24 protein-coding genes and 1 pseudogene are annotated in these 26,937 nt (G+C 63.7%); 11 read left to right on the top strand and 14 right to left on the bottom strand.

Features of this window, described 5'->3' with window-relative positions; translation table 11 throughout:
* Positions 1–4: 4 nt before the first annotated feature.
* The 7 genes from LLH00_04360 to LLH00_04330 form a co-directional block, all read right to left on the bottom strand.
* The gene (locus LLH00_04360) at positions 5–688 is read right to left on the bottom strand and encodes a hypothetical protein (protein MCE5270496.1); all 684 of its coding nucleotides are present in this window, start codon (positions 686–688) and stop codon (positions 5–7) included.
* The gene (locus LLH00_04355; protein MCE5270495.1) at positions 685–2,787 is read right to left on the bottom strand and encodes a PASTA domain-containing protein; all 2,103 of its coding nucleotides are present in this window, start codon (positions 2,785–2,787) and stop codon (positions 685–687) included. Before LLH00_04355 ends, LLH00_04360 begins: the two co-directional genes overlap by 4 nt.
* Before the next feature lie 21 nt (positions 2,788–2,808).
* Positions 2,809–3,180, bottom strand: coding sequence for a hypothetical protein (locus LLH00_04350; GenBank protein ID MCE5270494.1), 372 nt, complete (start codon positions 3,178–3,180; stop codon positions 2,809–2,811).
* Positions 3,181–3,195: 15 nt separating this feature from the next.
* Positions 3,196–4,125 carry a 16S rRNA (cytosine(1402)-N(4))-methyltransferase RsmH gene (gene rsmH, locus LLH00_04345; GenBank protein MCE5270493.1) on the bottom strand — a complete coding sequence of 310 codons (930 nt, stop codon included), beginning with the start codon at positions 4,123–4,125 and terminating at the stop codon, positions 3,196–3,198.
* A 93-nt stretch (positions 4,126–4,218) separates the two neighbouring features.
* The gene (gene mraZ / locus LLH00_04340) at positions 4,219–4,653 is read right to left on the bottom strand and encodes a division/cell wall cluster transcriptional repressor MraZ (GenBank protein ID MCE5270492.1); all 435 of its coding nucleotides are present in this window, start codon (positions 4,651–4,653) and stop codon (positions 4,219–4,221) included.
* 347 nt (positions 4,654–5,000) lie between these two features.
* Positions 5,001–5,294: a zf-HC2 domain-containing protein gene (locus LLH00_04335; GenBank protein MCE5270491.1), complete on the bottom strand. Its 294-nt coding sequence runs from the start codon at positions 5,292–5,294 to the stop codon at positions 5,001–5,003.
* On the bottom strand, positions 5,291–5,908 hold the full coding sequence (locus LLH00_04330) for an RNA polymerase sigma factor (GenBank protein MCE5270490.1): 618 nt from the start codon (positions 5,906–5,908) through the stop codon (positions 5,291–5,293). Before LLH00_04330 ends, LLH00_04335 begins: the two co-directional genes overlap by 4 nt.
* Positions 5,909–6,169: 261 nt before the next feature.
* Between LLH00_04330 and LLH00_04325 the strand changes: the two genes are divergently transcribed.
* From LLH00_04325 to LLH00_04315, 3 genes are all read left to right on the top strand, one after another.
* Positions 6,170–7,015: an alpha/beta hydrolase gene (locus LLH00_04325; GenBank protein ID MCE5270489.1), complete on the top strand. Its 846-nt coding sequence runs from the start codon at positions 6,170–6,172 to the stop codon at positions 7,013–7,015.
* Positions 7,016–7,104: 89 nt separating this feature from the next.
* A complete protein-coding gene (bshB1, locus tag LLH00_04320) occupies positions 7,105–7,827 on the top strand; it encodes a bacillithiol biosynthesis deacetylase BshB1 (protein ID MCE5270488.1) in 723 nt (240 codons plus the stop codon).
* Positions 7,828–8,057: 230 nt separating this feature from the next.
* Positions 8,058–8,351 (top strand): hypothetical protein, encoded by a 294-nt coding sequence (locus LLH00_04315; GenBank protein MCE5270487.1) that lies wholly within the window; start codon positions 8,058–8,060, stop codon positions 8,349–8,351.
* A gap of 40 nt (positions 8,352–8,391) precedes the next feature.
* On the opposite strand, the gene LLH00_04310 is transcribed toward LLH00_04315, so the two are convergent.
* On the bottom strand, positions 8,392–10,338 hold the full coding sequence (locus LLH00_04310; GenBank protein MCE5270486.1) for a GAF domain-containing protein: 1,947 nt from the start codon (positions 10,336–10,338) through the stop codon (positions 8,392–8,394).
* A 172-nt stretch (positions 10,339–10,510) separates the two neighbouring features.
* Between LLH00_04310 and rsmB the strand changes: the two genes are divergently transcribed.
* The 8 genes and pseudogenes from rsmB (at position 10,511) to LLH00_04270 (ending at position 17,789) form a co-directional block, all read left to right on the top strand.
* Complete coding sequence (gene rsmB / locus LLH00_04305) at positions 10,511–11,905, top strand: 16S rRNA (cytosine(967)-C(5))-methyltransferase RsmB (protein MCE5270485.1); 1,395 nt, start codon at positions 10,511–10,513, stop codon at positions 11,903–11,905.
* A 37-nt stretch (positions 11,906–11,942) separates the two neighbouring features.
* Complete coding sequence (locus LLH00_04300) at positions 11,943–12,674, top strand: PASTA domain-containing protein (GenBank protein ID MCE5270484.1); 732 nt, start codon at positions 11,943–11,945, stop codon at positions 12,672–12,674.
* Positions 12,675–12,877: 203 nt separating this feature from the next.
* On the top strand, positions 12,878–14,233 hold the full coding sequence (gene ffh, locus LLH00_04295; protein ID MCE5270483.1) for a signal recognition particle protein: 1,356 nt from the start codon (positions 12,878–12,880) through the stop codon (positions 14,231–14,233).
* A gap of 43 nt (positions 14,234–14,276) precedes the next feature.
* Positions 14,277–14,546 (top strand): annotated as a pseudogene (rpsP, locus tag LLH00_04290) (30S ribosomal protein S16).
* Positions 14,547–14,756: 210 nt separating this feature from the next.
* Positions 14,757–15,281, top strand: a complete 525-nt coding sequence (gene rimM, locus LLH00_04285) for a ribosome maturation factor RimM (protein ID MCE5270482.1) — start codon at positions 14,757–14,759, stop codon at positions 15,279–15,281.
* A 28-nt stretch (positions 15,282–15,309) separates the two neighbouring features.
* A complete protein-coding gene (gene trmD / locus LLH00_04280; protein ID MCE5270481.1) occupies positions 15,310–16,005 on the top strand; it encodes a tRNA (guanosine(37)-N1)-methyltransferase TrmD in 696 nt (231 codons plus the stop codon).
* A gap of 180 nt (positions 16,006–16,185) precedes the next feature.
* Complete coding sequence (rplS, locus tag LLH00_04275) at positions 16,186–16,539, top strand: 50S ribosomal protein L19 (GenBank protein MCE5270480.1); 354 nt, start codon at positions 16,186–16,188, stop codon at positions 16,537–16,539.
* Between the two features lie 281 nt (positions 16,540–16,820).
* Complete coding sequence (locus tag LLH00_04270; GenBank protein ID MCE5270479.1) at positions 16,821–17,789, top strand: ribonuclease HII; 969 nt, start codon at positions 16,821–16,823, stop codon at positions 17,787–17,789.
* A gap of 79 nt (positions 17,790–17,868) precedes the next feature.
* Here the strand turns inward: LLH00_04270 and LLH00_04265 are convergent, their stop codons facing one another.
* The 6 genes from LLH00_04265 to LLH00_04240 form a co-directional block, all read right to left on the bottom strand.
* Positions 17,869–21,021 carry an efflux RND transporter permease subunit gene (locus tag LLH00_04265; protein MCE5270478.1) on the bottom strand — a complete coding sequence of 1,051 codons (3,153 nt, stop codon included), beginning with the start codon at positions 21,019–21,021 and terminating at the stop codon, positions 17,869–17,871.
* Positions 21,022–21,028: 7 nt separating this feature from the next.
* A complete protein-coding gene (locus LLH00_04260) occupies positions 21,029–22,093 on the bottom strand; it encodes an efflux RND transporter periplasmic adaptor subunit (GenBank protein MCE5270477.1) in 1,065 nt (354 codons plus the stop codon).
* A gap of 64 nt (positions 22,094–22,157) precedes the next feature.
* Positions 22,158–23,549: a TolC family protein gene (locus LLH00_04255; GenBank protein ID MCE5270476.1), complete on the bottom strand. Its 1,392-nt coding sequence runs from the start codon at positions 23,547–23,549 to the stop codon at positions 22,158–22,160.
* Between the two features lie 62 nt (positions 23,550–23,611).
* On the bottom strand, positions 23,612–24,286 hold the full coding sequence (locus LLH00_04250; protein ID MCE5270475.1) for a TetR/AcrR family transcriptional regulator: 675 nt from the start codon (positions 24,284–24,286) through the stop codon (positions 23,612–23,614).
* Positions 24,287–24,622: 336 nt separating this feature from the next.
* Positions 24,623–25,402: an HAD family hydrolase gene (locus LLH00_04245; protein MCE5270474.1), complete on the bottom strand. Its 780-nt coding sequence runs from the start codon at positions 25,400–25,402 to the stop codon at positions 24,623–24,625.
* Positions 25,403–25,464: 62 nt separating this feature from the next.
* Complete coding sequence (locus LLH00_04240; protein ID MCE5270473.1) at positions 25,465–26,448, bottom strand: ROK family protein; 984 nt, start codon at positions 26,446–26,448, stop codon at positions 25,465–25,467.
* Positions 26,449–26,937 lie beyond the last annotated feature (489 nt).

The raw sequence follows: 26,937 nt of genomic DNA, 5'->3' as shown, positions 1-26,937 counted from the left end.
TCACCTACCAGTGGAGGACCCGGCTGTCGTTGAGCAGCACATCCCCGTTGTCGTTGAACGCCAGTATCTTGAGCGCGGTGTAGTTTTCCAGGCTGTCCTTGAGCGGCACCAGGGCGTCAATTTGCTTGAAGCGTCGGATCGAATAGCTGTCGCCCAGGCTGTAGACCACCGGGCGGGAGCGCTCCAGGTTCAGCTCGGGGAACGTGCCGTACATGTCGACATCCCCGCTCTTGTGCTGGGCGATTACCATCAGGTAGCCGTTGAGGGGCCGCTCGTCCGGCGTGGTGTTGGTCAGCCGGAACCCCAGGGACAGGCTGTGGGTGTCCTGCGAGCGGACTTGCACGTCCTCCACCTTGAGCTGGTTCGAGCTGACCACGCTACTCAGCTCGGTGGTGTCCTGCTTGCCGTCCACCAGAAGGATCAGACCCTTGCGGGAGTCGAGTTCGCTTTTCAGGCTCTCGAGCTGGTTTTCTTTTTGCTTGAGGTCGATCTTCAGGCTGTGGAACTCGCTGCTGAGCGAGGAGTACTCGCGACGGATGTCCCGGAAGCGGAACAGGGAGTAGCCGGCGCTGGAGAAAATGGTCAGCAGAAGGACGAAAAAGAGCGCCAGCTCACGCAGCGAAAACTCCATGGTCATGGGTTCGCGTGTTTCCGGGACCAGCACGATGGTGATGGAGTCTCTTCTCACCGGACCTCCCCGTAGGATTGTTTCCGGGCCGGGGTTTCGGCCCTGGCCTGCTCGGTCTCGCCAGTGCGCGAGACTGAATTGTTTCGGATGTCGACCGGCACTCCGGTCAGGGTGACCACCTCACCGGGGCGCAGGCTGGCGCCGGGCGGAGGGTTCTGCCCGAGCACGCGCACCGCGCCGGTCACGTTGACTTTAAGGCCCAGTTGTTCCAGGCGCGCCGCGGCCAGACGGATTGTCATTTCGCGTACATCCGGCGCCACCAGGGTTCCCTGGCCCACACCGAGGCTGTCGGCAACCGGCTTCCGCGACCGGGCGGGTGAGGCGGCCGGCTCGTGGAGCGCGGCGAGCTGGGAGGCCGGCGCTGCTGCTGCTGCGGCCACCTGCATCTCGGCGCTGGGCAGGCCCAGTTTCACCCGGTCGAGCACGGTCGAGCGCGACAGCAGGGTCTTGCGGATCGACTCGCCGAACACCGGCGCGGCGCAGGAGCCGCCCCAGCGGTGCTGGTAGTCGGGGTCATTTATCATTATATACATGGCTATCTGCGCGTCATCCGCCGGGAAATAGCCGCCAAACGAGCTGATGTACCCGGCCCCGTTGTACCCACCGCCGGGATGGGCTTTCATGCTGGTGCCGGTCTTGCCCGCCACCTTGAACCCAGGGACCTGGGCCGCGATTCCGGTGCCGGAATCGACCACCGAGACCATGGCCCGGCGCATCTGCAGCACCGCCTGCTCATCCAGGGCGCGGCGCACCATGCGCGGGGTGAAAGCCGAAACGCGGCGGCCGGAGTCATCCACCACCTCGCTGACCAGGGCCGGCTCGTACAGGATGCCGCCGTTGGCCAGGGCGCCATAGGCCATCGCCATCTGCAGCGGCGTGACCATCAGATTGTAGCCGATCGCCAGGCTTGTCTTGGTGGTCTTGTCCCATTTGGCGGGTTCGGGAAGGATACCCTTGTCCTCGCCGCCGAAACACTGGCCGGTGTACTGGCCGAAACCCAGGGCGCGCAGGGTGCGGTAGAGCTCGGCATCCGGGATGCGCTGGATCAGCTTGCCCATGCCGACGTTGCTCGAATGGGTTATCACCTGCAGGAAATTCAAGTCGCCGAACCGGTGGGTATCCCGCATCGTGCGGCGGGCGCTGATCACCCAGGCCCCATTCTCGCAGAACACGTGGTCGCTCAGCTTCACGTGGCCGCCGGCCAGAAGGGCGCAGCCGGTGAGTGTCTTCATCGTGGAGCCTGGCTCGAACGGCGAATTGGCCGCGATGTTCTTGAAGCCGTCGCGGGCGAAAGAGCTTTCGTCGTTCAGGTCCAGCGGGGGATAGTTGGCCAGGGCCAGGATTTCGCCGGTGGCGGGCCGCACCGCGATCGCGCAGCCGTTACGCGCCCCGCTTTCGGTGATCGTGCGGGTCAGCTCGGCCTCGACGATCTCCTGGAACTCGGCGTCCAGGGTCAGGCGCAGGTGGTCGCCGTTCTGCTGGCGCACCACCGGGTAGTCCAGCAGATTGTAGGGGCGGCCGCGGGCGTCGCGCTGCACCACCAGCCAGCCCGGCGTGCCGCGCATCAGCTTGTCGTACTGGAACTCCAGCCCGGTCAGGCCCTCCTCGTCGATCCCCACGTAGCCGATCAGTTGGGCGGCCAGGGTGTGGTGCGGATAGTAGCGCTTGGAGGAGGGGATGAAGCCGATCCCCGGCAGGTTCAGACTGCGCAGGTGCTCGACCTCCAGGGGATTGACTTTCTGCTGGATCATCACGAACGGGCGGTCGTTGGAGATGCGGCCCAGGATGCTGCGGCTCTCCAGACCGAGCTGCTCGGCCAGGGCGGAGGCGGTGGCGCGCTTGTCCTCGATCTGCTCGGGGACGGCGTAGATGTTCAGGCCCTCGGCCGAGACAGCGAGCGGCTCGCCGTTGCGGTCGAAGATGTGGCCGCGACGGGCCGGCAGCACTATCTTCTGCTTGTGCTGGCGCTCGGCCTCGGCCAGGTAGCGCTCATGACTGAGCACCTGGATGCGGAACAGGTTGACTGTCACCACAGCGGCGCCGAGAAAGGCGACCGCCAGGGCCAGCCGTATGCGCTTGTCTGCCTGGGAGGGGACCAAATCACATACCTCTGAAAACAGTTATTGCCGGGCCATATCCTTGGCGCCGGTTCCTGCTGCGGTGCTTTCCAGCCTGACCCAGCGCACCTGGCCGGGTTCGGGAAAATCCAGCCCGAGCCGTTCCCTGGCGAAAGCGATTATCCTCTCCCTGGACAGATATTCCTGCTTGCGGCTGATATAGATCGACTGCTCGGTGATCAGGCGCTTGTGCTCGGACTTGAGGTTCTGCACCTCGATCAGCAGTTGCTGCCCCACGGTCCGCTTGCCGACCAGGACACACGAGGCGAGAAACAGCAGGAAAAACGCGACCAGGGCTCCGGAAAAAGCCGTGCGGCGCTGAATGCGCCGGTTGACCACCTGGTTCCGTCTGTAGGCGCCGGCATACGGGTTCATCGCGGGCCCTTCCGTTCAGGCGGCCAGACGTTCGGCGGCGCGAAGGCGGGCCGAGCGGCTGCGTGGGTTGGCCTCCAGCTCGTCCGCGGCAGGGCCGACCGGATGGGCGGTCAGCACCCGCGCCCGGCTCTTGCGCCCGCAGGCGCAGACCGGAAGGCCAGGCGGACAGACACACGGGTTTTCCAGGCCGCGGAAAAAGTGCTTGACCAGGCGGTCCTCCAGGCTGTGATAGGCGATCACCGCCAGGCGGCCACGTTCGGCCAGGGTCTCGAACAGGGCCGGCAGGCCGCGTTCTAAGGCCCCCAGCTCGTCGTTCACCGCGATCCGGAGGGCCTGGAACACCTGGACCACGCTCTTGCGCTCCTGGAGCACCGGGACGGCGCGGCGGACCGTGTCCGCCAGCATCGCGGTGCTGTCAATGTATCTGTCGGCGCGGGCGCGGACTACGGCCCGGGCGATGTTGCGATGGAAACGGGTCTCGCCGTAGCGGGCGAAAAGGCGGTCCAGCTCAGCCTCGTCGGCGGAGTTGACCAGGGCGGCGGCGGACTCGCCCCGGCCGGACATGCGCATGTCCAGGGGGCCGTCCTTGTCGCAGGAGAAGCCGCGCCCGGCCTCGTCCAACTGATGCGAACTCACGCCCAGGTCCAGCAGGATGCCGTCGAACCGCAGGCCCGGGAACGCCGCGGGGGCCTGCTCGAAATTGGCGCAGGCCAGGCTCAGGCGGCCGGCGAAAGCGGCCAGGCGTGCGCGCACCGCCTCCACGGCCTCGGGGTCGCGGTCCAGGGCGCAGACACGACCCTCCGGGGCGCTGGCCTCGAGCAGGGCCCGGCTGTGGCCGCCGCCGCCCGCGGTGCAGTCCAGGTAAAGGCCTGCGCTGCGCGGGGCGAGCAGCTCCAGGACCTCGGCGACGAGGACGGGGTTGTGGTATGGGGAGCGATAATCCATTTCCGCCAGAATCCGGTTCGGCCCCGGCCGCCGGTGAGCGGCCCGTGCCTGGAAAGGTTCTTGCCGACTGCAAAAGCCGAACTGCCGCCGCGTTCAGTCGAATATCTCGGCGATATCCTCGAAAGTGAGCGACTGCTCCTTCTCGAAGCGGCTGGTGTACTCCTCCTGCCGGGCCGGGTCCCAGAGTTCCACCCGGTCGTTGGCCCCCTGGAACACGACCTCTTTCTTCAGGCCGGCCAGGTCGAGCAGCTCCCGGCTGATCAGGATCCGGTTCTGCGTGTCGAGCTGGACATCCGTTGCGAACTTGGTCCACTCGCGCATGAAGAACCGGACATTTTTCTTGTTGCCGGGAAGGTTCTGGATCTTTTCGAGGGTCTGCTCGTACTGCTCGGGAGTGTAGAGATAAAGGCAGCCGTCCAGGCCGCGGTTAAGGACATAGTAGTCCGTGTCCTTCTGGCGGAACCGCGCGGGCAGTGAGACTCTGCCTTTCGCGTCAAGGGAGTTGATTGACCGTCCCCAGTGTCTCATGCCGCCTCGCCCGGGATTGACTGCGGTGGTGCAGAACGTCTTTGGGATATGCTGCCACTTTTTGACACAATTTGACACCCGAATTCAATATAAAGGCCTCAGAAAGCTTGTCAAGATAAAAGAAGGGGTATTTAACACTTTTTTTTAAAGAATTTTTCTACGCCTTGGGAAAAGAACGCTTTAGCGGGTCGGCTTAATGTGACGGATCAGGTTGTGGCGGCCTGGAAAACGTGAAAAAAGGGTGGGTCTGGGGCAGGGAAATGGGCTACTATCCAATCGGATAGCAAAATGATGTAAATGAAATAAAACAAGTATGATACAGATCGAGATGCAGGTGGGGAGCGGTGTCAGCTCATTATGATCGGGTCATCCGGCGCGCTGCCGGCTGGAGGCAGGGGGCGGAGCAGGCCGCGCAGGCGGCAGAAAAGGCGGCGCTCGAAATCGGCTGAGGCGTGGATGCCTTGCATTTCACGCTGGTCCCAGAGGACAAGCAGGCGGTTCACCTCGCACAATTCGTCAAGTTGCTTTCTCCAACTTTCGTTTTCCAGGAGTGTCGCTCTAAGTCCGGCCGATTCCTCCTCCGGCAGCTCACCGTCGAGGTAGGCGCTCAAGCGCTCGGAGTTATCGGCCGGTCTGTTCATTCTCGGAGCACCGATTTCAGATGAGTGGAAAGACGCTCTTTGAGCTGGTTTCGCGCCCGGTGGATCCAGATCTTGACCTCGTTGAGCGAGGCACCCATGATCTCGGCTATTTCCTTGTAGCTGTAGCCGTGGAACTGTCGCAGGATCAGCACAGTGCGATAGCGCGGGGAGAGGCCGCCGAGCTGCTGGCGGATTTTCTGCCCCAGTTCCTTGCTGTAATACTCCTGCTCCGGGTCCGGGCTGCTCTCGTCGCTCAGCAGGTCGTGCCTGCTCATCCGGTCCATGCCGCCCTCGGGCATGGCGTCTATCTCGACCGTGGTATAGGCCTTGCGCTTGCGGAACTCGTCCAGGCACAGGTTCATCAGGATTTTAGACAGCAGGGTGATGAACTTGGCCGTGATCTGGTACTTGTGACGGTACTTGTAGAGGCGGATGAACCCCTCCTGCGAGATGTCCTCCGCCAGCTCGTAGTCCCGGACGAACCGGTAACAAAATCGGACCGAGTAGTCCTTGTAACGGCCCAATATCTCGTTGAAAGCCTCTTCCCGGCCCTGCTGGAGCTCCAGCATCAGCTCCTCGTCCGATATTTCCGGGAAAGAACGCTGCGTTGCCATTTCGGCACTCTCTGCACCAGAGTTTTAACGGAAATTATGCGAGTGTGTTACTTGCAAATGCCCTTGTTAATCTGGACATCAAGGTACAGTATAATTGTACTCCGGGCTTTGCCGGTTGTCAAGAAAACCCTTACAAAATAATGTTCAGTAAGCCTCGGAGCTGCCTCAATTCTTGCAATGGAGGCGTACCGGCAGTAGAATAAGGGGGCGCGGCCGGAGTGTGCCGCTACGCCGGGACGAAAATGAAAAGATGTATCTCATTTGGATGATATTACTTGGAGCGAGGGTGAGGGTGTGAGCGGTTGCCGGTTTCACGGAACGCCGCCGTACCGGGCTGTGGCGGTGCACGGTGGGCCGGGGGCGCCGGGTAGCGCTTCAACGCTGGCCGCCGGGCTGGCCCGCTGGCTGGGGACAGTCGAGCCGCTGCAGAGTGCGGTGAGCGTGTGGGGCCAGGTCGAGGAACTGGCCGGCCAGATACGGGAGCACGCAGCCTGGCCTGCGGTGGTGTTCGGCCACTCCTGGGGCGCTTGGCTGGCCTGGCTGCTGGCCTACAGCCGCCCGGAGCTGGTGGAAAAAATTTTTCTGATCGGCTCCGGGGCGTTCGAGGCGCGCTACGCCGAACAGATGACCCGGCGGCGGCTGGCCCGCCTGGAGCAGGTGGAGCGGGAGGAGTATCTCCGGATCGTCAAGACTCTGCCGGAGTCGCGGGGCGAGGCGCATAACGGGCTGCTCGCCCGGCTGGGCGCGCTGGCCGAGCGCGCGGACAACTTTTCGGTGGAGGACTCGCCGGAAAACTCGGACGAGCTGGTCCGGGTGGACAGCGGCCAGTACGCCAGCGTATGGGCCGAGGGGGCGCAGTTGCGGCAGGAGGGTTTCTTTGTGAAAATAGCGCCGGATATCGCCCGGCCGGTCCGGGTGCTTCACGGCGCCTACGACCCGACTCCGCTCGAGGGGGTAATCGGCCCGATCCGCGGGCAGGTCAAGGATTTGCGCTGGTACGAGCTTGACCGTTGCGGCCACGCGCCTTGGAAGGAAACACACGGCCGGGAGCGGTTCTGGCGGATCGTGGCCGCCGAGCTGGGGCTGACGGAGGCCGAAAGCTCGTGATTGCGTAGCGGTAGCCAGTGTGTATTGTTGATCTGAATCAGGAATTACGAACCGGACATGTTAAACTACTTTAAGTCAAGGAGAGCCGGGTGACCAAATCTCTCGATGTTCTGGCCGTGGTGGCCCACCCGGATGACGCCGAGCTGACCTGCGGCGGGACCCTGATCCGCATGGCGGATGCCGGCTACCGGGTGGGAGTGCTCGATCTGACCGGAGGGGAGACCGGGACCCGTGGGGATTCCGCTCTGCGCCGCCGCGAGGCCGAGGCGGCCTCGGAGGTGATGGGGCTGGCGGTGCGGGAGAATCTTGGCCTGCCGGATGCCGCTCTTCAGGATGACCAGGACTCGCGCCTTGTCCTGGCCCGCGCAATCAGACGCCTGGGGCCGCGGGTGCTGATCCTGCCCCACTGGCGCAGCCGTCACCCCGACCACGAGACCGCCGCCAGCCTCGGCCGGGCCGCGGCTTTCCTGGCCGGGCTGAAAAATGTCCCCGGCGAGGGCGAGCCGGTCCGGCCGGAAAAGATCCTCCACCCCTTGAGCTTCATCGAGCACGGCGGCAAGCCGACTTTCGTGGTGGACATCAGCGCCCAGTTCGAGCGCAAGCTCCAGGCTGTGCAATGTTTCGCCAGCCAGTTCGAGGGACGGGTCGAGGCGGGGGAGCTGTTCCCCAACGGCCAGCCGCTGTTCGAGCTTCTGCGGACCCACGCCCTGCACTACGGCTCGCAGATACGCGCGCTCTACGGCGAGCCTTTCCTCACCCGCGAGACTGTGCGGGTGGATGATATTGTTAGCATGGGTGTGAAATCGATCTGAGCTTTATCTGATTGACACGTATCGGCTAATACGTTCAGCCGGCAGATGTAGGGGCGGACCCATGTGTCCGCCCGGTCGCACACATGGGTGCGACCCTACATGAAAAGCACACCGGCGCTTCAAACCATCGGATCGGCGCAAGGGCACGCCGCGCCATGCCCCGCACGGTTCGAGGTTTCTTTGTCAAGAGATATGCTGTCGACACGGCAAGCGCCATAAAGGAGGCGGGAATGATCTGTCATGGCTGCGGGCGGGATGTCCAGGTGGCGGACAAGGTGTTCCGGGGCGATATGTGCCCGGGTTGCGGGCGGCCCCTGCACGCCTGCCTCAACTGCGCGCTGCACGACCGCAACGCGCACAACGAGTGCCGCGAGCCGCAGTCCGAATGGGTCCCCGACCGGGCCAAAGCCAATTTCTGCGACTGGTTCCGCCCGCGCGAGGGCGGCGGCGGCGGTCCGGCCGGACAGGTCGGGCCAAACCCGGGGCAGGCGCGCAAAAAGCTGGATGACCTTTTCCGGAAATAAGCCGCGGTTGTCAGGATTGTAATCGGGGAGGGTAAGCCGGTCAGGCCTGATGGTTGCTGGTCAGCTCCCAGACCCGGCCCTCACTGAATACCTTGAACAGGTCCGGGTCGATCTTGCCCTCACCGACCTCCCAGCTCAGGATGCTGAGGGCTTTCTCAGGCGGCATGGCCGGCTTGTAGGGTCTGTCCGTGGCGGTCAGGGCGTCGTAGATGTCCGAGATGGTCATCATGCGGGTCTGAAAGCAGATACGGTCGGCGCTGATTCCCAGCGGGTAGCCGCTGCCGTCCAGCTTCTCGTGGTGGCCGTGGGCGATCTCGGGGATGTTCTTCAACTCGCTCGTCCAGGGTATCTTGGTCAGGAAATTGAACGAGTGGGTCACGTGCGATTCGATCTCGTGGCGCTCCTCCGGGGTGAGCGAGCCTTTGGGGATCGTGAGCACTCGGTGCTCCTCCGGCACGAGCAACGGCAGCGGCCCCTCGTCCGCGTCCGAGATCACCGTGTGGGCGATCTCCTCCAGCCGGGAGAAATTTTCCTCCACCAGCACAGTTGGCTCGTTGGCTGTGATTATCTGCTGCAGGTACTCGTCCAGCAGGGCGATCCTGGCCGCCAGGGCCGCGTCCACCTCGCCGAAACTGGACAGGAAAGCCTCCCGCCCGGCCTCGAGCAACAGCTCCATCTTGTTGCGGTTGGTTTCCTTGCGGAAAATCTGGCGCGCGATGTCGAAACGCTTCTTGATCAGCTCCAGGTGCTGAGGGTACAGCTTTTTGGCCTTGAGCAGCACGTGCTCGCGCACCCCGACCTTACCGAAATCGTGCAACAGGCTGGCGTAGCGTATTTCCTTGATCTGGTTCTCGCTGAAACGCACCTCGCGCAGCCGCCCGGCGCCGGTGCGGTTGACCAGCTCGGCGATCCCCACGGTCAGGGTGGCCACTCGCTCGCTGTGGCCGCAGGTGGTCGGGTCTCGGGATTCAATCGCCGTGACCGAGGCCTGGACAAAACCCTCGAACAGCTTTTCTATCTCCTGGTACAGACGGTAGTTTTCCAGGGCCACCGCAGCCTGCGAGGCCAGGGCGCCGATCAGGCTGCGCGAGCGCTCGTCGAACGGTATCACCTGCGCCTCGGCCACCTGCGGGCCGGAGAGCAGCAGGTCGATCCTCGGCTTGCGGTTGATCAGCTGGATCACCCCGGTGATTTCGTCTTTCTGGTTGCGCATGGCCACGGCCAGCATGCTCTTGGTACGGTAGTTGTTGCTCTCGTCGAACGAGCGGTTGATCGAGAAATGGTACTGGCGGGGGATATGGTAGCAGTCGTCCAGGATAAGTGACTCACCGGTCAGGGCCACGTAACCGGCGATAGAGTCGGGCCCGATCGGGATCGAGAACTCCTTGAAATCGGTCTTGATCGAGTTGCCCCGCGTGTTGCGGAAACGCAGGACACTCTCGCCGCTGTCGTTGGCGTCGATGATGTAGATGCTCCCGGCGTCGGCCGTGGTCACGTTGCAGGCCTCTTCTAGGATTTTGTCCATCAGGCGGTCGATGTTGCGCTCGCTGGAGAGCGAGATTCCGATCTCGATCAGTTTCTGCAGGTCGCTGTGTCCGCTGTCCAGGGTGCCGCGCAAGAGCTCGATCTCGCGGTTAAGGCTGGCGTTGCGGAACGCCTCGCGCACGGCCACCAGCATCTGGCGCTCGGTGAACCGCTCGTTCAGCAGGGCGCAGACATACTCCGGCATGCTGTCGCCGTAATCTCCGTCATCGATCAGGATCACCGGCCTGCGGTAGTGGCTGGCGGAGATGAAAGCGTTGATCTCGTCTTTCTGGGCGCTCCAGCCGGCCGAGTCGAGGATGAAAATCGCCGGCTCGGGCACGGCCCCACCGGCCTCGGAGTCCAGCAGCCCGCGCAGGAAGAACCCCAGACCCTGCAAGGACTCGCGCATGAACGCCACCCGGCCGCTTTCGGCCAGGAACACTGTCCCTTTGTATTTTTCCACCCTTTTACGCGGGGTCATTCCTGGTGTTAGGGTTCCAGTTTCCAGGGACATCGCTCTTCTCCAAGCCGCTGACAGACCGTCACTCTTGACCTTGCCGGGCGTATATTCTAATTTAAGAAACACTTCTTTGGATTTCAATATGAAGTTTTAATTCAGCCGGATCTGAGAGTCGATGCCCTCCAGAGAACAGCCACTGCCACGGAGGGAGACACCGCCTGACGCCGTGGTCCGTCCGGACAGCCGCCCGGCCTGGGGCCCGCGCGAGGCTGCGCTGAGGCTCCTGTCGCGCCAGAAATGGGATGAGGCCGCGCGGGAGTCCGCCCTGCGGCCCCTGGATGAGCGCGACCGCGCCCTGGCCGCCGGGATAGCGGCCGGAACGCTCCGCATGCGGGGCGCCATCGACTTTTACCTGGGGCATTTTCTGCATCAGGATCTGTCCGTCCTCCCCACCGGCGTCCTGAACCTTCTGCGCACGGCCGTTTTCCAGTTGCGCTGGCTCGACCGGGTCCCGGACTGGGCCGTGGTCAGCGAGTCGGTGGAGCTGGCCAAGCGGATCGAGGGCGGCCGTCACCACAAGCTGGTCAACGCCGTGCTGCGGCGTTTCATCCGCGAGGCGGACAGCGTGCCGCTGCCCAGCCTGGAAAGCGAGCCGGTGCGGGCGCTGTCCGTGCGGCACTCGTTCCCGGAATGGCTGGTCGGACGCTGGCTGGACCGTTACGGCCCGGATGAGACAGTGCGCCTGCTGGAGGCGCTGAACCGTCCCGCGCCCCTGACCCTGCGCGCGCACGCCACTGCGGAGGGCGCCGGGAGACAGTCCGCGCTGGAGGATCTGTTACGCGGCGAGGGAATTCAGTTCAGTCCCGGAGCTTACGCCCCGGAGGCCCTGAGCCTGGAGTCCGGGGCCAACCCGGTCCGGCTGCCAGGCTACGCGGAGGGCCTGTTCTACGTGCAGGATGAGGCCGCCATGCTGGTGAGCCGTCTGGCCGCGCCCGCAGCCGGGGCGACCGTGCTCGACCTCTGCGCAGCACCGGGCGGCAAATCCACGCACCTGGCAGAGCTGGCAGGCCCCGGCGCGACCATAGCCGCGGCCGAGCCAGCCCCGGTGCGCCTGGGTGTGCTGCGGCGGAACATAGAACGTCTGAAAGCCGGAAATGTTTTCGCTGTGGAGGCCGAGGCGCTGCATCCGCCGTTCCGGCCGGCCGATACGGTGCTGTGCGATGTCCCGTGCAGCGGCACCGGGGTGATCCGGCGAAAGCCCGACCTGCGCTGGCGCCTGGCACCGGACGATCTGGTGAGCCTGCCCGCTCTTCAGGGGGCGATCCTGGCCGCGGCCGCCGAGGTCGTGCGTCCGGGCGGCGTGCTGCTCTACGCCACCTGCTCGCTGGAGCCGGAAGAGAACCGGGCTGTGGTGAACGCGTTTCTGCGCGCGCGGGGTGATTTCAGCCTTCAGGATGCGCATGGGTTCCTGCCCGCTGCGGTGGTCTCGGCCGAGGGTTTTCTGGAGACCCGGCCCCAGAGTCACGGGATCGACGGGGTTTTCGGGGCGCGGCTGCTCAGGCAACAATGAGCGGCGGTCTTTATTATTTTTCTCTGGAGTGCTCATCGTGAAAGGCAGATTGCGCTCGTTTCTGGTCTACACCCTGACTGCGGTTTTCTCATTCTTCCTCGGCCTGTTCATACTCGACCAGGTGATCCTGCCCCAGATCACGGGGGGCAAGGAGGAGGTGGAGGTGCCGAAGCTTGAGGGGATGTCCCTGGATGAGGGCCGCTCGCTCTGCCGCGGGCAGGGCCTGGAGCTGATCGTACAGGGCGAGACCTACCACGCCAGCGTGCCGGCCTCGCATATCATGAAACAGGACCCGGAGGCCGGGGCAATGGTCAAGCGGGGCCGGCAGGTGTACGTGCTGTCAAGCCTGGGACCCGAGACTGTCACCGTGCCGCCGGTGGGCGGCCTGACCCTGCGCCAGGCCCAGATACTTATCGAGCGGGGGATGCTCAAGGTGGCCGCGGTGCACCGCAGGCCCGACTCCCGCGTGGCCCGCGACCGGGTGATCGAGGTCCAGCCGGCCGAGGGCAGTCCGCTGCCCTGGGGCGGAGCGGTTGAGCTCACAGTGAGCGACGGGGTGGAGCAGTTGCGCGTGCCGTCCTTGATCGACAAGCCGCTGCAGGAGGCCGAAAGCACCCTCAACGCGGCCGGGCTGCGCCTGGGACGGGTCTCGTACCAGCAGAACAGTTTCATTCCGGCCGGACGGGTGCTGGATCAGGCCCCGCTGGAGCGGGCGATTGTCAACTCCGGCGCGGCGGTGGACGTGGTGGTCTCGGGCACGGCCCCCTGAGAGCCCGGGGTGGGGACAGTCATTGCAGAGCTGCACGAAAATATTGATTTATAGTGAATTGTAGATTAAATTCTAACTTTTATCAAGACAATCTCTCCGCGCGGCGCGAAAGCGGTTGGATTTCGCGCCGAATGCGGTTTTGTGCGTTTACGGGACTGTGAGATTCCCACGAGGACGCCGGAAAACGGAAAGGGTTCGGATCGATGTTCGAAGAGCTTGGCGAACGGTTGGAAGGGGTAATCCGGCGCCTCGGCGGCCGGGTTGTCCTGAACGAGGAGACGATCCGCGAGAGCCTGGGCGAGATTCGCAAGGTCATGCTGGAGGCGGATGTCAACTACCGCCTGGTCCAGGATTTCCTGAAGCGGGTCGAGCAGAAAGCCCTGGGGCGTGAGGTCATCAAGAGCGTCTCCCCCGGCCAGATGATGGTCAAGATCGTGCACGACGAGCTGGTGGAGATGCTGGGCGGCTCGACCAAGCCCCTTCAGCGCGGCTCGGGCGTGACCACGGTCTACATGCTCTGCGGCCTTCAGGGCTCGGGCAAGACCACCACCGCCGGAAAGCTGGCCCTGCAGCTCAAGGGCCAGGGCCGCCGTCCCATGCTCATCGCCGCCGACATCTACCGTCCCGCCGCGGTGGACCAACTGCGAACCCTCGGCCGCGACATCGATGTCCCGGTGCACGGGGTGGATGACCCGGCCGGCCGCAAGGTGACCTCGATCATCAAGGACGGGCTGGCCGAGGCCTCCAAGCTCAAGGCCGACACAGTGCTGATCGACACCGCCGGTCGGCTGCATATCGACCGCGAGATGATGGACGAGCTGGTCGAGATCAAGAAACACGTGCGGCCGGATGAAATCCTGCTGGTGGTGGACGGCATGACCGGGCAGGACGCGGTCTCGGTGGCCGAGACTTTCAACGGCGACCTGGGCCTGACCGGCCTTATAGTCACCAAGCTGGATGGTGACGCCCGCGGCGGCGCGGCCCTCTCGATCTACGGCGTGACCAAGGTGCCGATCAAGCTGATCGGCGTGGGCGAGAAGATGGACGCCCTGGAGGTGTTCCACCCCGACCGCATGGTCTCGCGCCTGCTGCAGATGGGTGACATAGTCTCCCTGGTCGAGAAGGCCGAGGAGAAGATGGACATGGAGGTCGCCGAGAAGCTGGAGAAGAAAGTCCTCCGGCGCGGCGACATGGACCTGGAGGATTTCCTGGTCACCCTCAAGCAGATGAAGAACATGGGCTCGTTCGAGAGTATCCTCAAGCTGATCCCCGGAGTGAGCAGCAAGATGCTGCGCAACACCGAGGTGGACAACGACCGTTTCCGCCGCATGGAGGGGATAATCAACTCGATGACGCCCCAGGAGCGCCGCGAGCCCGACCTGCTCAACACAAGCCGCAAGCGCCGTGTGGCCGAGGGCAGCGGGGTGACGATCCAGGACGTGAACCAGCTCCTCAAGCAGTTCGACCAGATGCGCAAGATGATGAAGCAGATGGGCCTGTTCTCCCGCGGCCGTGGCGGCGGGATGTCGGGCCGCCGGATTTCCAATCTATTACGCTGAATTCAGACCAAGGCACCTAACATAAACCCTCGGAGGAATATCCATGTCGGTTCGTATCAGGCTGCGCCGGATGGGGAAGAAAAAAAGCCCCTCCTACCGTCTGGCGGTTGTCGATTCCCGCGTCAAGCGGGACGGCAGATTCGTCGAGTTCGTGGGCTACTACAATCCGATGACCCAGCCGCCCAAGGTCAAGCTGGAAGAGGAAAAGATTTTCGGCTGGCTCAAAAACGGCGCCACGCTGTCCGACACCGTGGGCAGTATCCTTCGTGATGCCGGAATCCTGGCGCGCTGGCACGAGATGAAGACCGGGCAGAAGGTCGAAAAAGGCGCCGCTCCTGCGCCCGCCGCGCCCAAGCCCGAAAAGCCCGCTGCCAAGAGCAAGGCCAAGAAGGAAGAAGCCGCCCCGGCTGCGGCCCCGGCTGTAGCCGAGGCTCCCGCGGCTGAGACCCCCGCGGCTGAGGCCCCGGCTCCCGAGGCGCCGGCCGCGCCCCAGGAATAAGAGCGGTTGGACGGTAAACGGGCCATGGACAGTCGTCTCTTCCTGCAGGTCGGACAGATAGTCAAGCCGCACGGCGTGCGCGGTGAGCTGGGCATAATCTGCCTGACCGAGCGCCCCGACCTGCGGTTTGTCCCCGGGGCTGTGCTCCTGGCCGGGCCGCGCGAGAACGCGCTAAAGCCGCTCAGTATCGAGAGCGTGCGCCCCTACCGCCAGGGTTTCCTGGTCTGTTTCGAGGGGGTGACCGACCTCGACCGGGCCGAGGCCATGCGTGGCTGGGGGCTGTTCATCGACTCGACCGAGGCGGCTGAGACCGAGGACGACGCCTGGTACCACCACGAGCTGATCGGGCTGGAGGTGGTGCGGCAGGACGGCAGCCCGGCCGGGCGGGTGGAGAGTGTGATGGAGATGCCCGGCCAGGACCTGCTGGAGATCAAGCGTCCGGATGGGCGCAGTTTCATGGTCCCGATGGTGGCCGAGTTCGTGCTTGCGGTGGACCTGGAGGCAAATCGCCTGACCGTGCGGTTGCCGGAGGGGCTCGAGGAACTCTGAGACAGCCCTGTCCTGGGAGAGAAGGCGTATGCTCCGGATCGACATTGTGACCCTGTTCCCGGATTATTTCCAGGGTGTGCTGGGACTGAGCATTCCGGCCCGTGCCGCGCGGGAGGGCCTGGTGGCTTACCGCACGGTGCAGTTGCGCGATTTCGCCGTGGACCGTCACGGCACCGTGGATGATTACCCATACGGTGGCGGCTCGGGCATGGTGATCCGGCCCGACCCGGTGTTCGACGCGGTGGAATACTGCCGCGGCGAGGAGCCGCAGGACCGGGAAAAGACCCGGGTGGTGCTGCTCTCGGCGCGCGGCGAAAGGTTCGATCAGCGCCTGGCCGAGCGCTTCTCGCTGCTCGACCGTCTGGTCCTGGTCTGCGGGCACTATAAGGATGTGGACGAGCGCGTGGCCGTGCACCTGGTGGACCAGGAGGTGCGGGTGGGCGACTATGTCCTGACCGGCGGCGAACCGGCCGCGGCGTTGATCCTGGACGCGGTGGTGCGGCTGATCCCGGGCGCGCTGGGCGATTTCGGCTCGGCCACTGAGGACTCGTTCTTCGAAAACCTGCTGGGCGCGCCCCAGTACACCCGTCCCGCCGATTACCGCGGCCTGAAAGTGCCGGAAGTGCTGACCAGCGGCGACCATGCCCGGATCGAGGCCTGGCGTCAGGCCGAGGCCCTGCGCCTGACCCGCGAGCGACGGCCTGACCTGCTGGCCGAGGATTGAGCGCGCAGCGATTTTATTGACATAGAGACTGTTGAGCGTTACTGTTTTTACCCTTGCGCCGAATGTATATTGTGTGAATATTGAAAGACAGTTCGACCGCCCCGCTGGGTCTGGTCGGTGGACATGAAATAAAGCCAATCACTGTACCGGCCGGGCGCCGGAAAGAGCAACGAGGGTCATATGAACAAATTCACCGAGATCGAGAAAGAGTTCCTCAAGAAACCTGAGGCCATCCCGGAGTTCGGTCCCGGAGACACGATCCGGGTGCGCACCTGGGTCCGCGAGGGCAACAAGGAGCGCATCCAGGTGTTCGAGGGCGTGGTGATCGGCCGCCGCGGCGGCGGGATCAACGAGACTTTCACCGTGCGCAAGATTTCCGGCGGTGTGGGCGTGGAGCGTATTTTCCCGCTGCACAGCCCGATCGTGGAGGGCCTGGAGGTGGTGCGCCGCGGTAAAGTGCGCCGGGCCAAGCTCTACTACCTGCGCAAGCTGACCGGTAAGGCGGCCCGTATCACGGAGCGCAACATCCAGTAGAGCCGGTTCTCGAATCCGAGATTCAGAAGGGCGTTCGCGGCACTCTTGCCAGACGCCCTTTTTGTTTTCAAATTGTGTATCGGGCCGGTAGAATGTCTTGTTACTGTAGGGGCAGGCCCCTGTGCCTGCCCTCGATGCCGTGAGGGCGGCCACTGGGGGCCGCGCCGGTGGAAAGATGCTATACCCGATGAGCTTCCGGTTGTTGTAGGGGCGCACCCGCGTGTGCGCCCGGGCGGACACATGGGTCCGCCCCTACGTGGGATAACATCGATGGGCGGATTATGGATTTTTCGGATTTGAGCCTGGCCGCGATCCGCGACTGGCTGGGCGCGCAGGAGCAGGTGGATGACAGCCTGATCGAGGCCCTGAGCCGCGACAGCCGCGCCGGGGTGCGTGCCCTGGCCGCGGCGGCGACTGCCCGGCGGGAGCGGCGGCGGCGGCATGAGGCGGAACAGGCGCGCATGCTGGAGCTGGAACACTCGTTCCACGCCCGGGGCCTCACGAACGTGGCCGGGGTGGATGAGGCCGGACGCGGGCCGCTGGCCGGGCCGGTAGTGGCCGCGGCGGTGGTGTTCCCGCCGGGGTGCGACTATCCGCCCGCGCGCGACTCCAAGCAATTGGACGAGGCCCGGCGCGAGGAGCTTTTCGACCTGATCCATGCTCGCGCGGCTGCGGTGGGGGTGGGGCAGGTCGAGAGCGACGAGATCGACCGCCTGAACATCCATCAGGCCAGCCTCAAGGCCATGTACCTGGCGGTGAAGGCCCTGGGCGGGCTCCCCGTGCACGCCGTGCTGGTGGACGGCCCGATGGTGCTGCGCCTGGGTTGCCCGCAGGAGGCGGTGATCGGCGGGGACGCCAAATGCCTGTCAATCGCCGCGGCCTCGGTGGTGGCCAAGGTCACCCGGGACCGCCTGATGAAACAGTACGACAGCCAGTACCCGGGCTACGGTTTCGCCCGCCACAAGGGCTACTGCACGCCTGACCACGAGGCTGCCCTGCGCCAGCTCGGCTCCTGCCCGATCCACCGCCGCACTTTCCACCAGGTGGCACGCCTGACCCAGCCGCCGTTGAGCCAGCGTTGCCTGGCTTTCCACGAGCGCCTGACCCGTGCCGGCTCGCGCGACGAGCTGGAGTCTGTGGCAGCGCAGATCCGCCAGGTGCGGGACAACCTAAGTGACTTCGAGCTGGACAGCCTGCGGCGGCGCTACCTCAAGACCCGCCGCGAGCTGGAACGCGGCCTGCCGGGCTGAAAACCTCTCCAAACGAACGTAGGGGAGGATTTCAAACCCTCCCCTACGTTTTATCTCCACTCGTCGACAGGCTGTGCGGTCAATTCCCGCTTTCCGTCTTCGGGTCCAGATCGTACTCGAATTTACGCAGGTAGGCCGGCTTGAAGCCCAGGCGGTCGGTGAAATCGGTCAGGAGCTTGTACATCACCGGCACGTAGACCAGGGTGAGCAACGTGGCGAAAGTCAGGCCGAAGATCACGGCAATGGCCATCGGGCCCCACCACTGGCTGCTCTCGCCGCCGATCTCCCACTTGAAATCGATGAAATTGAACCCGATTCCGGTGGCCAGGGGCACCAGTCCCAGCACGGTGGTTATCGCGGTCAGCATGACCGGCCGGAAACGCACCAGACCCGCGGTGATCACGGCCTCAACCTTATCCATGCCGCGGTGGCGAAGCTGCTGGACGTAGTCGATCAGCACGATGGCGTTGTTCACCACCACCCCGGCCAGCGAGATCACCCCCAGGCCGGTCATGATGATGCCGAACGAGGTCCCGGTCACCATCAGCCCGATCAGCACTCCGATCAGCGACAGGATGACCGAGAACATGATGATCAGCGGCAGCACCAGCGAGTTGAACTGGCTGATCAGCACCAGGGCGATCAGGAACAGGGCCACGAAGAAAGTCTGGGTCAGGAATTCCTGGCTCTCGTTCTGTTCCTCGTTCTGGCCGGTGAACTCGATGAAGTAGCCGGTCGGCAGATTGTACTTGGCCAGCTTGTCCATGCACTCGTGCAGGGCGGCGTTCTCGTTGCGGCCGTCCACCTTGGCGCTGACAGTCACCACGCGCTTGAGGTCCTTGTGCTGGATCGTGCCCACGCCGGAGGAGCTTTCGATCCGGGCGATGTTGGGCAGCGGTATCTGCTCGCCCTCGTAGAAAACGTTGACCCGCTGGAGGTCCTCCACGCTGGAGCGGGATTCCTTGGCGTAGCGCACGGTGATGTCGTACTCATCCTCACCGATGCGGTACTTGCTGGCCTCGGTCCCGTTGATCGCCGTGCGGACCGTCTCGGCCACGTCCTTGGTGGTCAGGCCGAGCAGGGCGGCTTTCTCGCGGTCCACGGTCACCCGTATCTCGGGCAGCGCAGCGTCGTAATCGTCCTTGATGTCCACCACGCCCGCCACGTCGCGTATCTGCTCGCGGATTGCCTTGGCCTGCCGTCCCAGGACCTCGTAATCCTCACCCGAAATCTCGATGTTGATCGGGTCGCCGGTCGGCGGGCCGTTCTCCTCCTGATTCACCTCAATGTCCGCGCCGGTGATGCCGGTCAGTTTCTCCCGCAACTGATCGCGGGTCAGGCGGCTGTTCTGGGTGCGGTCATCGAAATCCTGCATGTCCACCATCACGCGGCTCTTGTTGGGTGTACCGCCGCCGAACGAGAAATTGATGTCCGAGCCCTGGCTGCCCACGTTGGCAACACAGTTTTTGATGTCGGGCAGGACTTTCACCACCTGCTCCACCTGGCGCACCATCTTGTCGCTGGTTTCGAGGTTCGTCCCGCTGGGGGCGTTCACATCCACGTAGACCTTGTTCGGGTCCGTGTCCGGGAAGAACTCCACCCCGTGGCCGAACACTCCGTAGAGCATCGCCACCGCGATCAGCAGCCCCAGCGAGGCGGAGAACGTGAGCAGAGGCCGTTTCATCGCCGCGCGCAGGAAACGCAGGTACGAGCGCAACACCAATCCCAGGTTCTGTTCGCTGGCCTCGATCACCCGGTGCTCCTGGCTGGGTTTCATGAACCGCGAGCAGATCGCCGGGTTGAACACCAGGGCCACGAACAAGCTGGCCGTGAGCGAGATGATTACCGTGAGCGGCAGGTAGTACATGAACTCACCCACGATCCCAGGCCAGAACAGCAGCGGCGCGAACGCCACCACCGTGGTCAGGGTGCTGGTGGCCACCGGGATGGCCACTTCGTTGGTCGCCGCCAGGGAGGCCTGGGGTATTGTCTTGCCTTCCTGGTGGTGACGGTAGATGTTTTCCACGATCACGATGGCGTTGTCCACCAGCATGCCCACCGCCAGGATGAGCGAGAACAGCACCACCATGTTCATGGTTTCGCCCATTATCCTGAGCACCAGGAAAGTCAGCAGCATCGACAGCGGAATGGCCGTGCCCACCAGGAACGCGTTGCGCGTGCCCATCACCACCAGCAGCACCAGCACGACCAGCACCAGGCCGCTGATGATGTTGTTCTCCAGTTCCTTGACCATCTTGCGGATATCGGTGGACTGATCGCCGGTGACGCTCATCTCCACGCCGACGGGCAGCTTTTTCTTCATTGTATCGATCTGGCCCTTGACCCGGTCGGCGATCTCGATCAGGTTGGAGCCGGAGCGCTTGGTGATGGCCAGCGAGACGGTTTCCTCCCCGTTCAGACGGCTGATCGAGTCACGCTCCTTGAACGAGTAGACCACCTGGGCCAGGTCGCGCATGAAAATGGGCCGTCCGCCCTCGACCTTGACCACGATGTTCTTCATGTTCTCGGGCACGACGAACTCGCCCGGCACGCGCACCAGGTACTTGGTGGTCCCCAGGTCGATCGAGCCGCCGGGGGTGTTCAGGTGCTCGTTCTGCACGGCGTCGATCACGTCCTGCACCCCGAGGTTGTAGTAGCGCAGGCGCTGCGGGTCCACGTTGACCTGCACCTCGCGGGTCAGGCCGCCGGTGATGTTCACGTTCAGCACGCCGGGGATAGTCTCGATCTCGTCCTTCAGGTCCTCGGCGATCTGCTTGAGCCCCACCAGCCCCATCTTGCCCGAGATGTTGAGGATCATGATCGGCAGGTCGGAGAAATTGATCTCGGACAGCACCGGGTCCTCGGCGTCCTTGGGCAGGTCGGGCTTGGCCAGGTCGACTTTCTCGCGCACCTTCTGCAGAGCCGCGTCCACATCCGTGCCGGCCACGAACTCGATGATCACGGTCGAGAAGCTTTCCTGGCTGGTGGAGCGGATCTCTTTCACATCCGCCAGGCCCTTGAGCTTGCGCTCGATAGGCCGGGTGACCAGGTTCTCCATGTCCTCGGGCGAGACGCCGAAATAGGGCGTGGAGACGATGATATAAGGAATCTTGATGTCCGGCGAGGATTCCTTGGGCAGTTTGATATAGCTCTGGAACCCGAGCACGATGATGATGAACATCAGCACGAAGGTGCTCAGACGGTTTTTCAGAGCTATTTCCGTAATATTCATCTTGGGCTCAGTCCTTTCTCCCGGTCACTTTCACTTTCTGTCCGTCCACCAGCTCGCGGTTGCCGGTGACAACCACCGCCTCCTCGGATTTGAGACCCTCGTCTATAACCACCAGGCCGCTGTTCGAGGCGCCCGGCCTGACCGGCTGACGGCGGGCGGCGTCGCCCTCCATCACGAACACACTGCGGCCGTCCTCGGTTTCCACCAGGGCGCTCTGCGGCAACACGAGCACGCCGCGGTGCACGATCTTGAGCACCCGCACCCGGGCGTACATCCCACCGCGCACCTGACCCGAGGGGTTACTCAGGATAAACTCGCAGGGGAATGTCCGGCTGGCGCTCTGCGCGCTGGCGGCTACATAGGAAAGCTGGGCGTGGAACATCGAGTCCGGGAACGCGTCGAAAACCACCTCCGCGGTTATTCCGGGCTTGAACGTGACCACGTCCTTCTCGGCGAACTCGCTCTTTATTTTCAGGCTGGAACAGTCCACCAAGTGGAAAAGCTGGCCGCCCGGGGCGACCATCTCGCCCGGGTCCACGAAGCGGTCGTCGATCAGCCCGCTGAACGGAGCACGCACAACGGCGCGGTCCAGGTAGCTCTCGGCGGTCTTGACTCCGGCAGCGGCCACATCGTATTCCACCTGGGCCTGAAGCTTCTGCATCGAGGTGATGCTGCTGCGCTCGAACAGGGCCAGGGCCTTTTTCAGCGCGGCGTCCTTGAGCCTCAGGTTGGCCTGGGCCTCGGCGAGCCTGGCCTCGTAGATGTCGGCGTTGACCCGCGCCAGCACCTGGCCCTGGCTCACCCGGTCGCCCCGGTCCACCAGGAGCTGCTGCACAGTGCCGCCCTGCTCGCTGGAGATCACGATGTCGTGGCGGGCCTCGGTGGCCCCGCTCAGCTCCAGGTACTCCGGCAGGTCGGTGGGATGCAGGACCTCGACCTCCACGTTGGTCAGGCGGACCTGCTCCAGCGGGGCCTTGGATTGGTCGTTTTCGGCCTGGCCCTTGGAGCAGCCGCATAGCAGCGCCAGGACCGCCAGAGCGGCCAGGGCGCCGGCAAGAATCGTACGTCTCATCGTTCCAACCCCGTTTCTTTCAGGAATGTGGTGCGGTTTGTTTCTGTATTCTCTGTTCATGGTTTCAACCCTTGATCTCGAACAAGTGATCCGCCGGTACTCCCATCACCCGCTTGAGGGAGGCGATTTCCTGGAGCAGGGTGTAGCGCGCCTGGATGTAATTCTTGCGCGCCTCGATCACCCGGCGGTTTGAGTCGAGCAGCTCGTAGACAGTGGCCAGTCCCTGCTCGAAATTGTCCGCCGTGACCCGTTCCTCCTCCTCGGCGCTCTGAAGCGACACCTGGCGCGACTGGTAGACCTCCAGTGCGGCGCCGCAGGCATCCGTGGCCTGAAGGGCGTCCAGGCGGATACGCTCGCTCAGGTCGTGGCTCTGAATCTCGCGCTGGCTCTTCTGGGAGCGGTACTGGTTCACCTGGCCGCGGTTGCGCAGGCCGTCGAACACCGGCACCTTTACGGTCAGGGCCACTCGCCAGGCCTCGAAGTTGCGGTCCAGAAGGTCCTGCCGCCGGATGGTCGAATAGCCGAAATTGCCGTCCAGGTCCACCCGCGGCCGCATGTCGGCCTTGAACACGTTGACCGTGCGGCTGAGCATGTCCACCTGGACGTTGAGCTGGTGCAGGTCGGTTCGCTGGTTCAGCGATACAGTCACCACGCTGTCCAGGGGCGGCACCTCGAACGAGCCGTCGAAATCCACCGGCACGGTGTCCACAGTCTCATCCAGGCCGCGGCCGAGCCGGTAGTTCAAGTTTTTCTTGGCCTGGGCCAGGTCGTGACGGGCCTGGAGCAGGTCGGGACGGGTGGCGGCCAGGGCCGCCTCAGCCCGCAGGACATCCAGCCGGGTGGCATCCCCCAGGTCGAAATAGTCCGTGGTCTGTTTGAGGTAGCGCTTCTGCACCTCGAGGGACTTTTCGTACATGGTGATCGTTTCCTCGGCCAGGAGCGCGTTGTAGTAGGCCTCCGTAACCTGCAGGGCCACGTCCTGGCGCTTGGTCTCCAGCTCCAGGTTGACATCCTGGATGCCCATCTTGGCTATTTTCACCGCATTGCTGACTTTGCCCCAGGTGAATATGGGCTGCGAGAAAGTCAGGCTGAGGCCATAGAATGTCTGCGGCTTGGGCATGATCGCGTCGATCGGGAAATCCATGCCCCCCATATCGCCGCCGCCGCCCTTGAGCAGCTCCTGGCCGAATGTGCTGTTGAGGAACCCCGGGTCGCGCACCCGGTAGCCGTCGGCGCTGAGGTCCAGTTGCGGCAGCGCGTCCGCCCGGGCCTCCAGCACCTGCCCGTAGCGCTCGTTGATTTTTTCCCTGACGGTCTGGATATCGCGGTTGTGTTCCAGGGCGTAACCGACCGCCTCGCCCAGGCTCATGGCGGATAGCCCGCCCGCGGCGAGCAGGGCCGTGGCGGCCGTCATCGCGGCGAAACGCCTGTATGCTCCTGCCGGTACGATTTTCATGGATACTGTCATTCTCCTTCTTCCGGTTCGATTCTTTTCGAGGCTTGAATCTACTTGTTTCATCAGGCTACGTTGTGTACGCTGCTTACCGCGGCTTCCGGTTTACCGAAAGCCTGGCGGAAGGCTTTCACCATCTGCGAGGCCTTGCGGTTGATGATTTCCTGGGGCTGGCGGAACAGGCCGAAGCCGTGGTCCATGAACTCCATCAGCACCCCGTCGTGAAAACGGTCCATCACGCTGTCGATCATGAACGCCGCAGCGTCCAGGTCGATGTCCTCTCGTATCTCGCCGCGGGCGATGCCGCGCTGAAGGACCAGGCGCGTGTAGTAGGTGCTCAGCCGTCCGAACTTGGCCAGCACCTCGCCCTTGAAGTCCAGATGCTCCTGGTAGAGCACGTTGCAGAGGACATTGTTGTGAACGGCGAAGCGTCCCTCCAGGGTGTAAATCGAGACCAGGTGGTCACGCAATGTGGAGAACGCATCGTGGTTGCGGTGCTCCTCCAGGAACTTCTGGACGTACTGGTCGATCTCGTTGACCAAGTTGTCCACCAACATGAGGTAAAGGTCCTTCTTGCCCTCAAAATACCTGTACAGCGCGCCTTTGGCGATTTCGGCCTTTTCCGCGATCATGTCCATGCTGGTCTTGGTGTAGCCGTGCTGCGAGAAACAATCCAGCGCGCTCTGAAGTATCCGGGCTTTCTTCTTTGAATCCAGTTTCTCGAAAGTCTCACTTGGCATGCTTGTTTTCCTCCTGAAAAGTGACTGATGGGTCACAATATAAATAGGGCTTTTTATTCTGTCAAATATTTTCGAAATAAATCCACATCCTTGCGGTATGCCATTGTGGCAGCCATTGGACGGAAAGGGCCGCGTGGGGTTTCAGTGAAATGTTGACTGATTGGTTCTGCTTTATTGCGGAAAGACGCTTCTATCGGAAGGACTCACTCGCGGTCCGCTGGGAGCAGGCCCGGCGAAACAAAGCCGGGGCGGGTTGATGACCCGTCCCGGCGATTTTTCGCACAGCTATCGGTTGGGGGACACGGATGGAGTGACCACTGAATTCAGGTGCGCCGGTCAGGGCTCGATCGCGGCCAGGGCCGGCACGTCCAGCACCTGGAACCCCCGCGCGGCAGCCTCGCGGCGCTCGGCAAGGCCGTTGTAGCCCCAGCCGGCCAGGAAACAGCGCACCCCCAGGCCGTCGCAGTCGATCAGGTGGCTGACCTTGTCGTCGATGAAGAAAATGTCGTGATATTCCACGCCGAAGATGCCGCGCAGGGCGGCCAGATGGGCGCGCTTGGACTCGCCGGCGCTCTTGTCCACCAGCGACCCCGGACGGAAAAAGCGCTCCACCCCGTAGGTGGCCAGAAGCGCGTTCACCGAGCGCCCGTCCTTGCTCGTGGCAATCGCCAGGTCGAAACGACCGCTCAGTGCGGCCAGGGCCTCCGGGATGCCGGGATAGGCCGCGTTGAGTGCCAGCCAGCGCGACTGGTCGGCCGCGGTCAGCGCGTAGCGTTCACGGTAGAACTCGGCGTGGAATGCCTCCAGCCAGGGCTCGAACCGTCGACGGTAGCCGTCGAACTCAGCCTGGGTCGCCAGGCGGCGGTTCTCGTGCACCGCGGACTGAATCACCAGATAATCCTCGCAACGGTTGCCGAACGGCACCAGGGCCGAGAAATGCTCCCAGTGCGCCTTGTGGCTGTCGCGGAAGACTTGGATCGACTCCAGGTCGGGCCGGGGCTCGGAGGAGGCCAGCTCCGGCAGTACGGCGCCGCTGATGCGCCAGGTGATGAGATACGCTTCAAGAAGGCTTTCGCTCAGCACTCCATCGAAATCGAAGGCAAACACTTTTTTCATGCTTCCGGTCCGGTTCTCCGTCCTGTTCACCCGTAAGCCCGGAACTGATTCCGGGCGTGCTCTCAGCTCTGTTTGTCCAGCTCCAGCTCGACCAGCGCCATCGCCGCCGCTCCCACCATCCCGGCCTCGAACCCCAGTCGCGCGGGCACGATGGGGGCCATGCGGAGCTGACGGTAGAAAAGGTAGCGCTCGTAGGCGTTCTGGATGGGCTCGAAAATCACATCCCAAGCCTGGGCGATCCCGCCGCTCAGGACCATGGTCTCGGGGTCGAACACCATGGCGAAATGCGCCAGGGCCATGCCCATGTAGTGGCAGGACAGGTCGATCACCTCGCGGGCCAGGGGCTCGCCCTCGCGGGAGGCATCCAGCACCATCTTGGCGGTCAGGCGCTCCAGGTCGCGGCCCGCGGACTCGGTCAGCCGGGTGGAGCGACCGGTGGCCACGGCCTCGCGCACCTGGCCCACGATGCCCTTGGAGGAAAGGTAGGCCTCCAGGTGGCCCTCGATGCCGCAGGGGCAGCGCCGTCCGCCGATCTGCACCACGGCGTGGCCGATCTCGCCGGCGCAGTAATTGGCCCCACGGTGGATACGCTTATTCAGCACCACGCCGCCGCCGATCCCAGTGCCCAGGGTGACCACGAACACGTGCCTCAGCCCGGCGCCGGCCCCGAAAGTGGCCTCGCCCATCACCGCGCACTTGGCGTCGTTGTCCACGAAAGTCGGCAGCCCGAACGTCTTCTCGATCGGCTCCTTGATCTGGCGGCCGGTCCAGTTGGGGATATTGGGCGCGCAGTACATCACCAGCCCGCGCTGGACATCGATCGCTCCGGGAGTGCCCAGTCCGATTCCCAGCACGCGACGGCTGCCGGCCCGGGCAATTATGTCGCGGATCGAGGCCAGGATATTCTCCATCGCCCGGTCCGGGCCGAGCTGGCTCTCGGTGGGACGGGTGAAATGATCGAGCAGCTCGCCCCGCGGACTGATCAGTCCGCTGGTGATAGTCGTTCCGCCGACATCGATGCCGGCAATGCAGGTCTGCGTGTCCATGTCTGTCCGACTGTCGAAAAGGGTGGAGGGGAGAGGCCCGGCGCGGTCAGCTCCCGCGCGCCGCAGCCCATACGGCGCATGGAACTGTCCTGCGCCCTGGATTTCTGTTTAATTGTCTCAGCTATGGTAACAGGCTTGGAAACCTTTTGTCTTCTTCGCCGAATCAGCAATGTCCGGTTAGGAACTTGCAGTTTGAAGCTGACCGTCTCATTTCTGCTTTGGTTTCGGTCAAAGCAGCAAAGCCAGCGGGGGCCGCAAACTCGTCCAAACCGAGACTCTGCGTCAATCTTAAGTGTTTACGGAGTCTTAATTCCGCTCCCGCGTTGCAGCGGCGGCGCTGCCGCGAATCGCCGCCGAACCGTGCGGCAATTACAGCCCCGGCCGTTTCTCGCTCAATTAAACGCTACCCTGGCGGGAGGCTCAGACAGGTGCGGCCCCCAAAGGCAACAGCCGGCGGCCTGTCAGCCGCACGGGGTTTGGCTTTGACCC

The organism is bacterium, from assembly GCA_021372515.1.
Classification (GTDB): Bacteria; Gemmatimonadota; Glassbacteria; order GWA2-58-10; family GWA2-58-10; genus JAJFUG01.
Note: the sequence above shows the minus strand (reverse complement) of the source record. Positions and strands in the feature narration are given on the sequence as shown.

What these genes read in the sequence shown, in the direction of transcription:
- LLH00_04350 (MCE5270494.1), bottom strand. Translation starts at nt 3,180, where the DNA reads ATGAACCCGTATGCCGGCGCCTACAGACGGAACCAGGTGGTCAACCGG.
- rsmH (MCE5270493.1), bottom strand. Translation starts at nt 4,125, where the DNA reads ATGGATTATCGCTCCCCATACCACAACCCCGTCCTCGTCGCCGAGGTC.
- mraZ (MCE5270492.1), bottom strand. Translation starts at nt 4,653, where the DNA reads ATGAGACACTGGGGACGGTCAATCAACTCCCTTGACGCGAAAGGCAGA.
- LLH00_04335 (MCE5270491.1), bottom strand. Translation starts at nt 5,294, where the DNA reads ATGAACAGACCGGCCGATAACTCCGAGCGCTTGAGCGCCTACCTCGAC.
- LLH00_04330 (MCE5270490.1), bottom strand. Translation starts at nt 5,908, where the DNA reads ATGGCAACGCAGCGTTCTTTCCCGGAAATATCGGACGAGGAGCTGATG.
- LLH00_04315 (MCE5270487.1), top strand. Translation starts at nt 8,058, where the DNA reads ATGATCTGTCATGGCTGCGGGCGGGATGTCCAGGTGGCGGACAAGGTG.
- rsmB (MCE5270485.1), top strand. Translation starts at nt 10,511, where the DNA reads ATGCCCTCCAGAGAACAGCCACTGCCACGGAGGGAGACACCGCCTGAC.
- ffh (MCE5270483.1), top strand. Translation starts at nt 12,878, where the DNA reads ATGTTCGAAGAGCTTGGCGAACGGTTGGAAGGGGTAATCCGGCGCCTC.
- rimM (MCE5270482.1), top strand. Translation starts at nt 14,757, where the DNA reads ATGGACAGTCGTCTCTTCCTGCAGGTCGGACAGATAGTCAAGCCGCAC.
- trmD (MCE5270481.1), top strand. Translation starts at nt 15,310, where the DNA reads ATGCTCCGGATCGACATTGTGACCCTGTTCCCGGATTATTTCCAGGGT.
- rplS (MCE5270480.1), top strand. Translation starts at nt 16,186, where the DNA reads ATGAACAAATTCACCGAGATCGAGAAAGAGTTCCTCAAGAAACCTGAG.
- LLH00_04270 (MCE5270479.1), top strand. Translation starts at nt 16,821, where the DNA reads ATGGATTTTTCGGATTTGAGCCTGGCCGCGATCCGCGACTGGCTGGGC.
- LLH00_04265 (MCE5270478.1), bottom strand. Translation starts at nt 21,021, where the DNA reads ATGAATATTACGGAAATAGCTCTGAAAAACCGTCTGAGCACCTTCGTG.
- LLH00_04260 (MCE5270477.1), bottom strand. Translation starts at nt 22,093, where the DNA reads ATGAGACGTACGATTCTTGCCGGCGCCCTGGCCGCTCTGGCGGTCCTG.
- LLH00_04255 (MCE5270476.1), bottom strand. Translation starts at nt 23,549, where the DNA reads ATGAAAATCGTACCGGCAGGAGCATACAGGCGTTTCGCCGCGATGACG.
- LLH00_04250 (MCE5270475.1), bottom strand. Translation starts at nt 24,286, where the DNA reads ATGCCAAGTGAGACTTTCGAGAAACTGGATTCAAAGAAGAAAGCCCGG.
- LLH00_04245 (MCE5270474.1), bottom strand. Translation starts at nt 25,402, where the DNA reads ATGAAAAAAGTGTTTGCCTTCGATTTCGATGGAGTGCTGAGCGAAAGC.
- LLH00_04240 (MCE5270473.1), bottom strand. Translation starts at nt 26,448, where the DNA reads ATGGACACGCAGACCTGCATTGCCGGCATCGATGTCGGCGGAACGACT.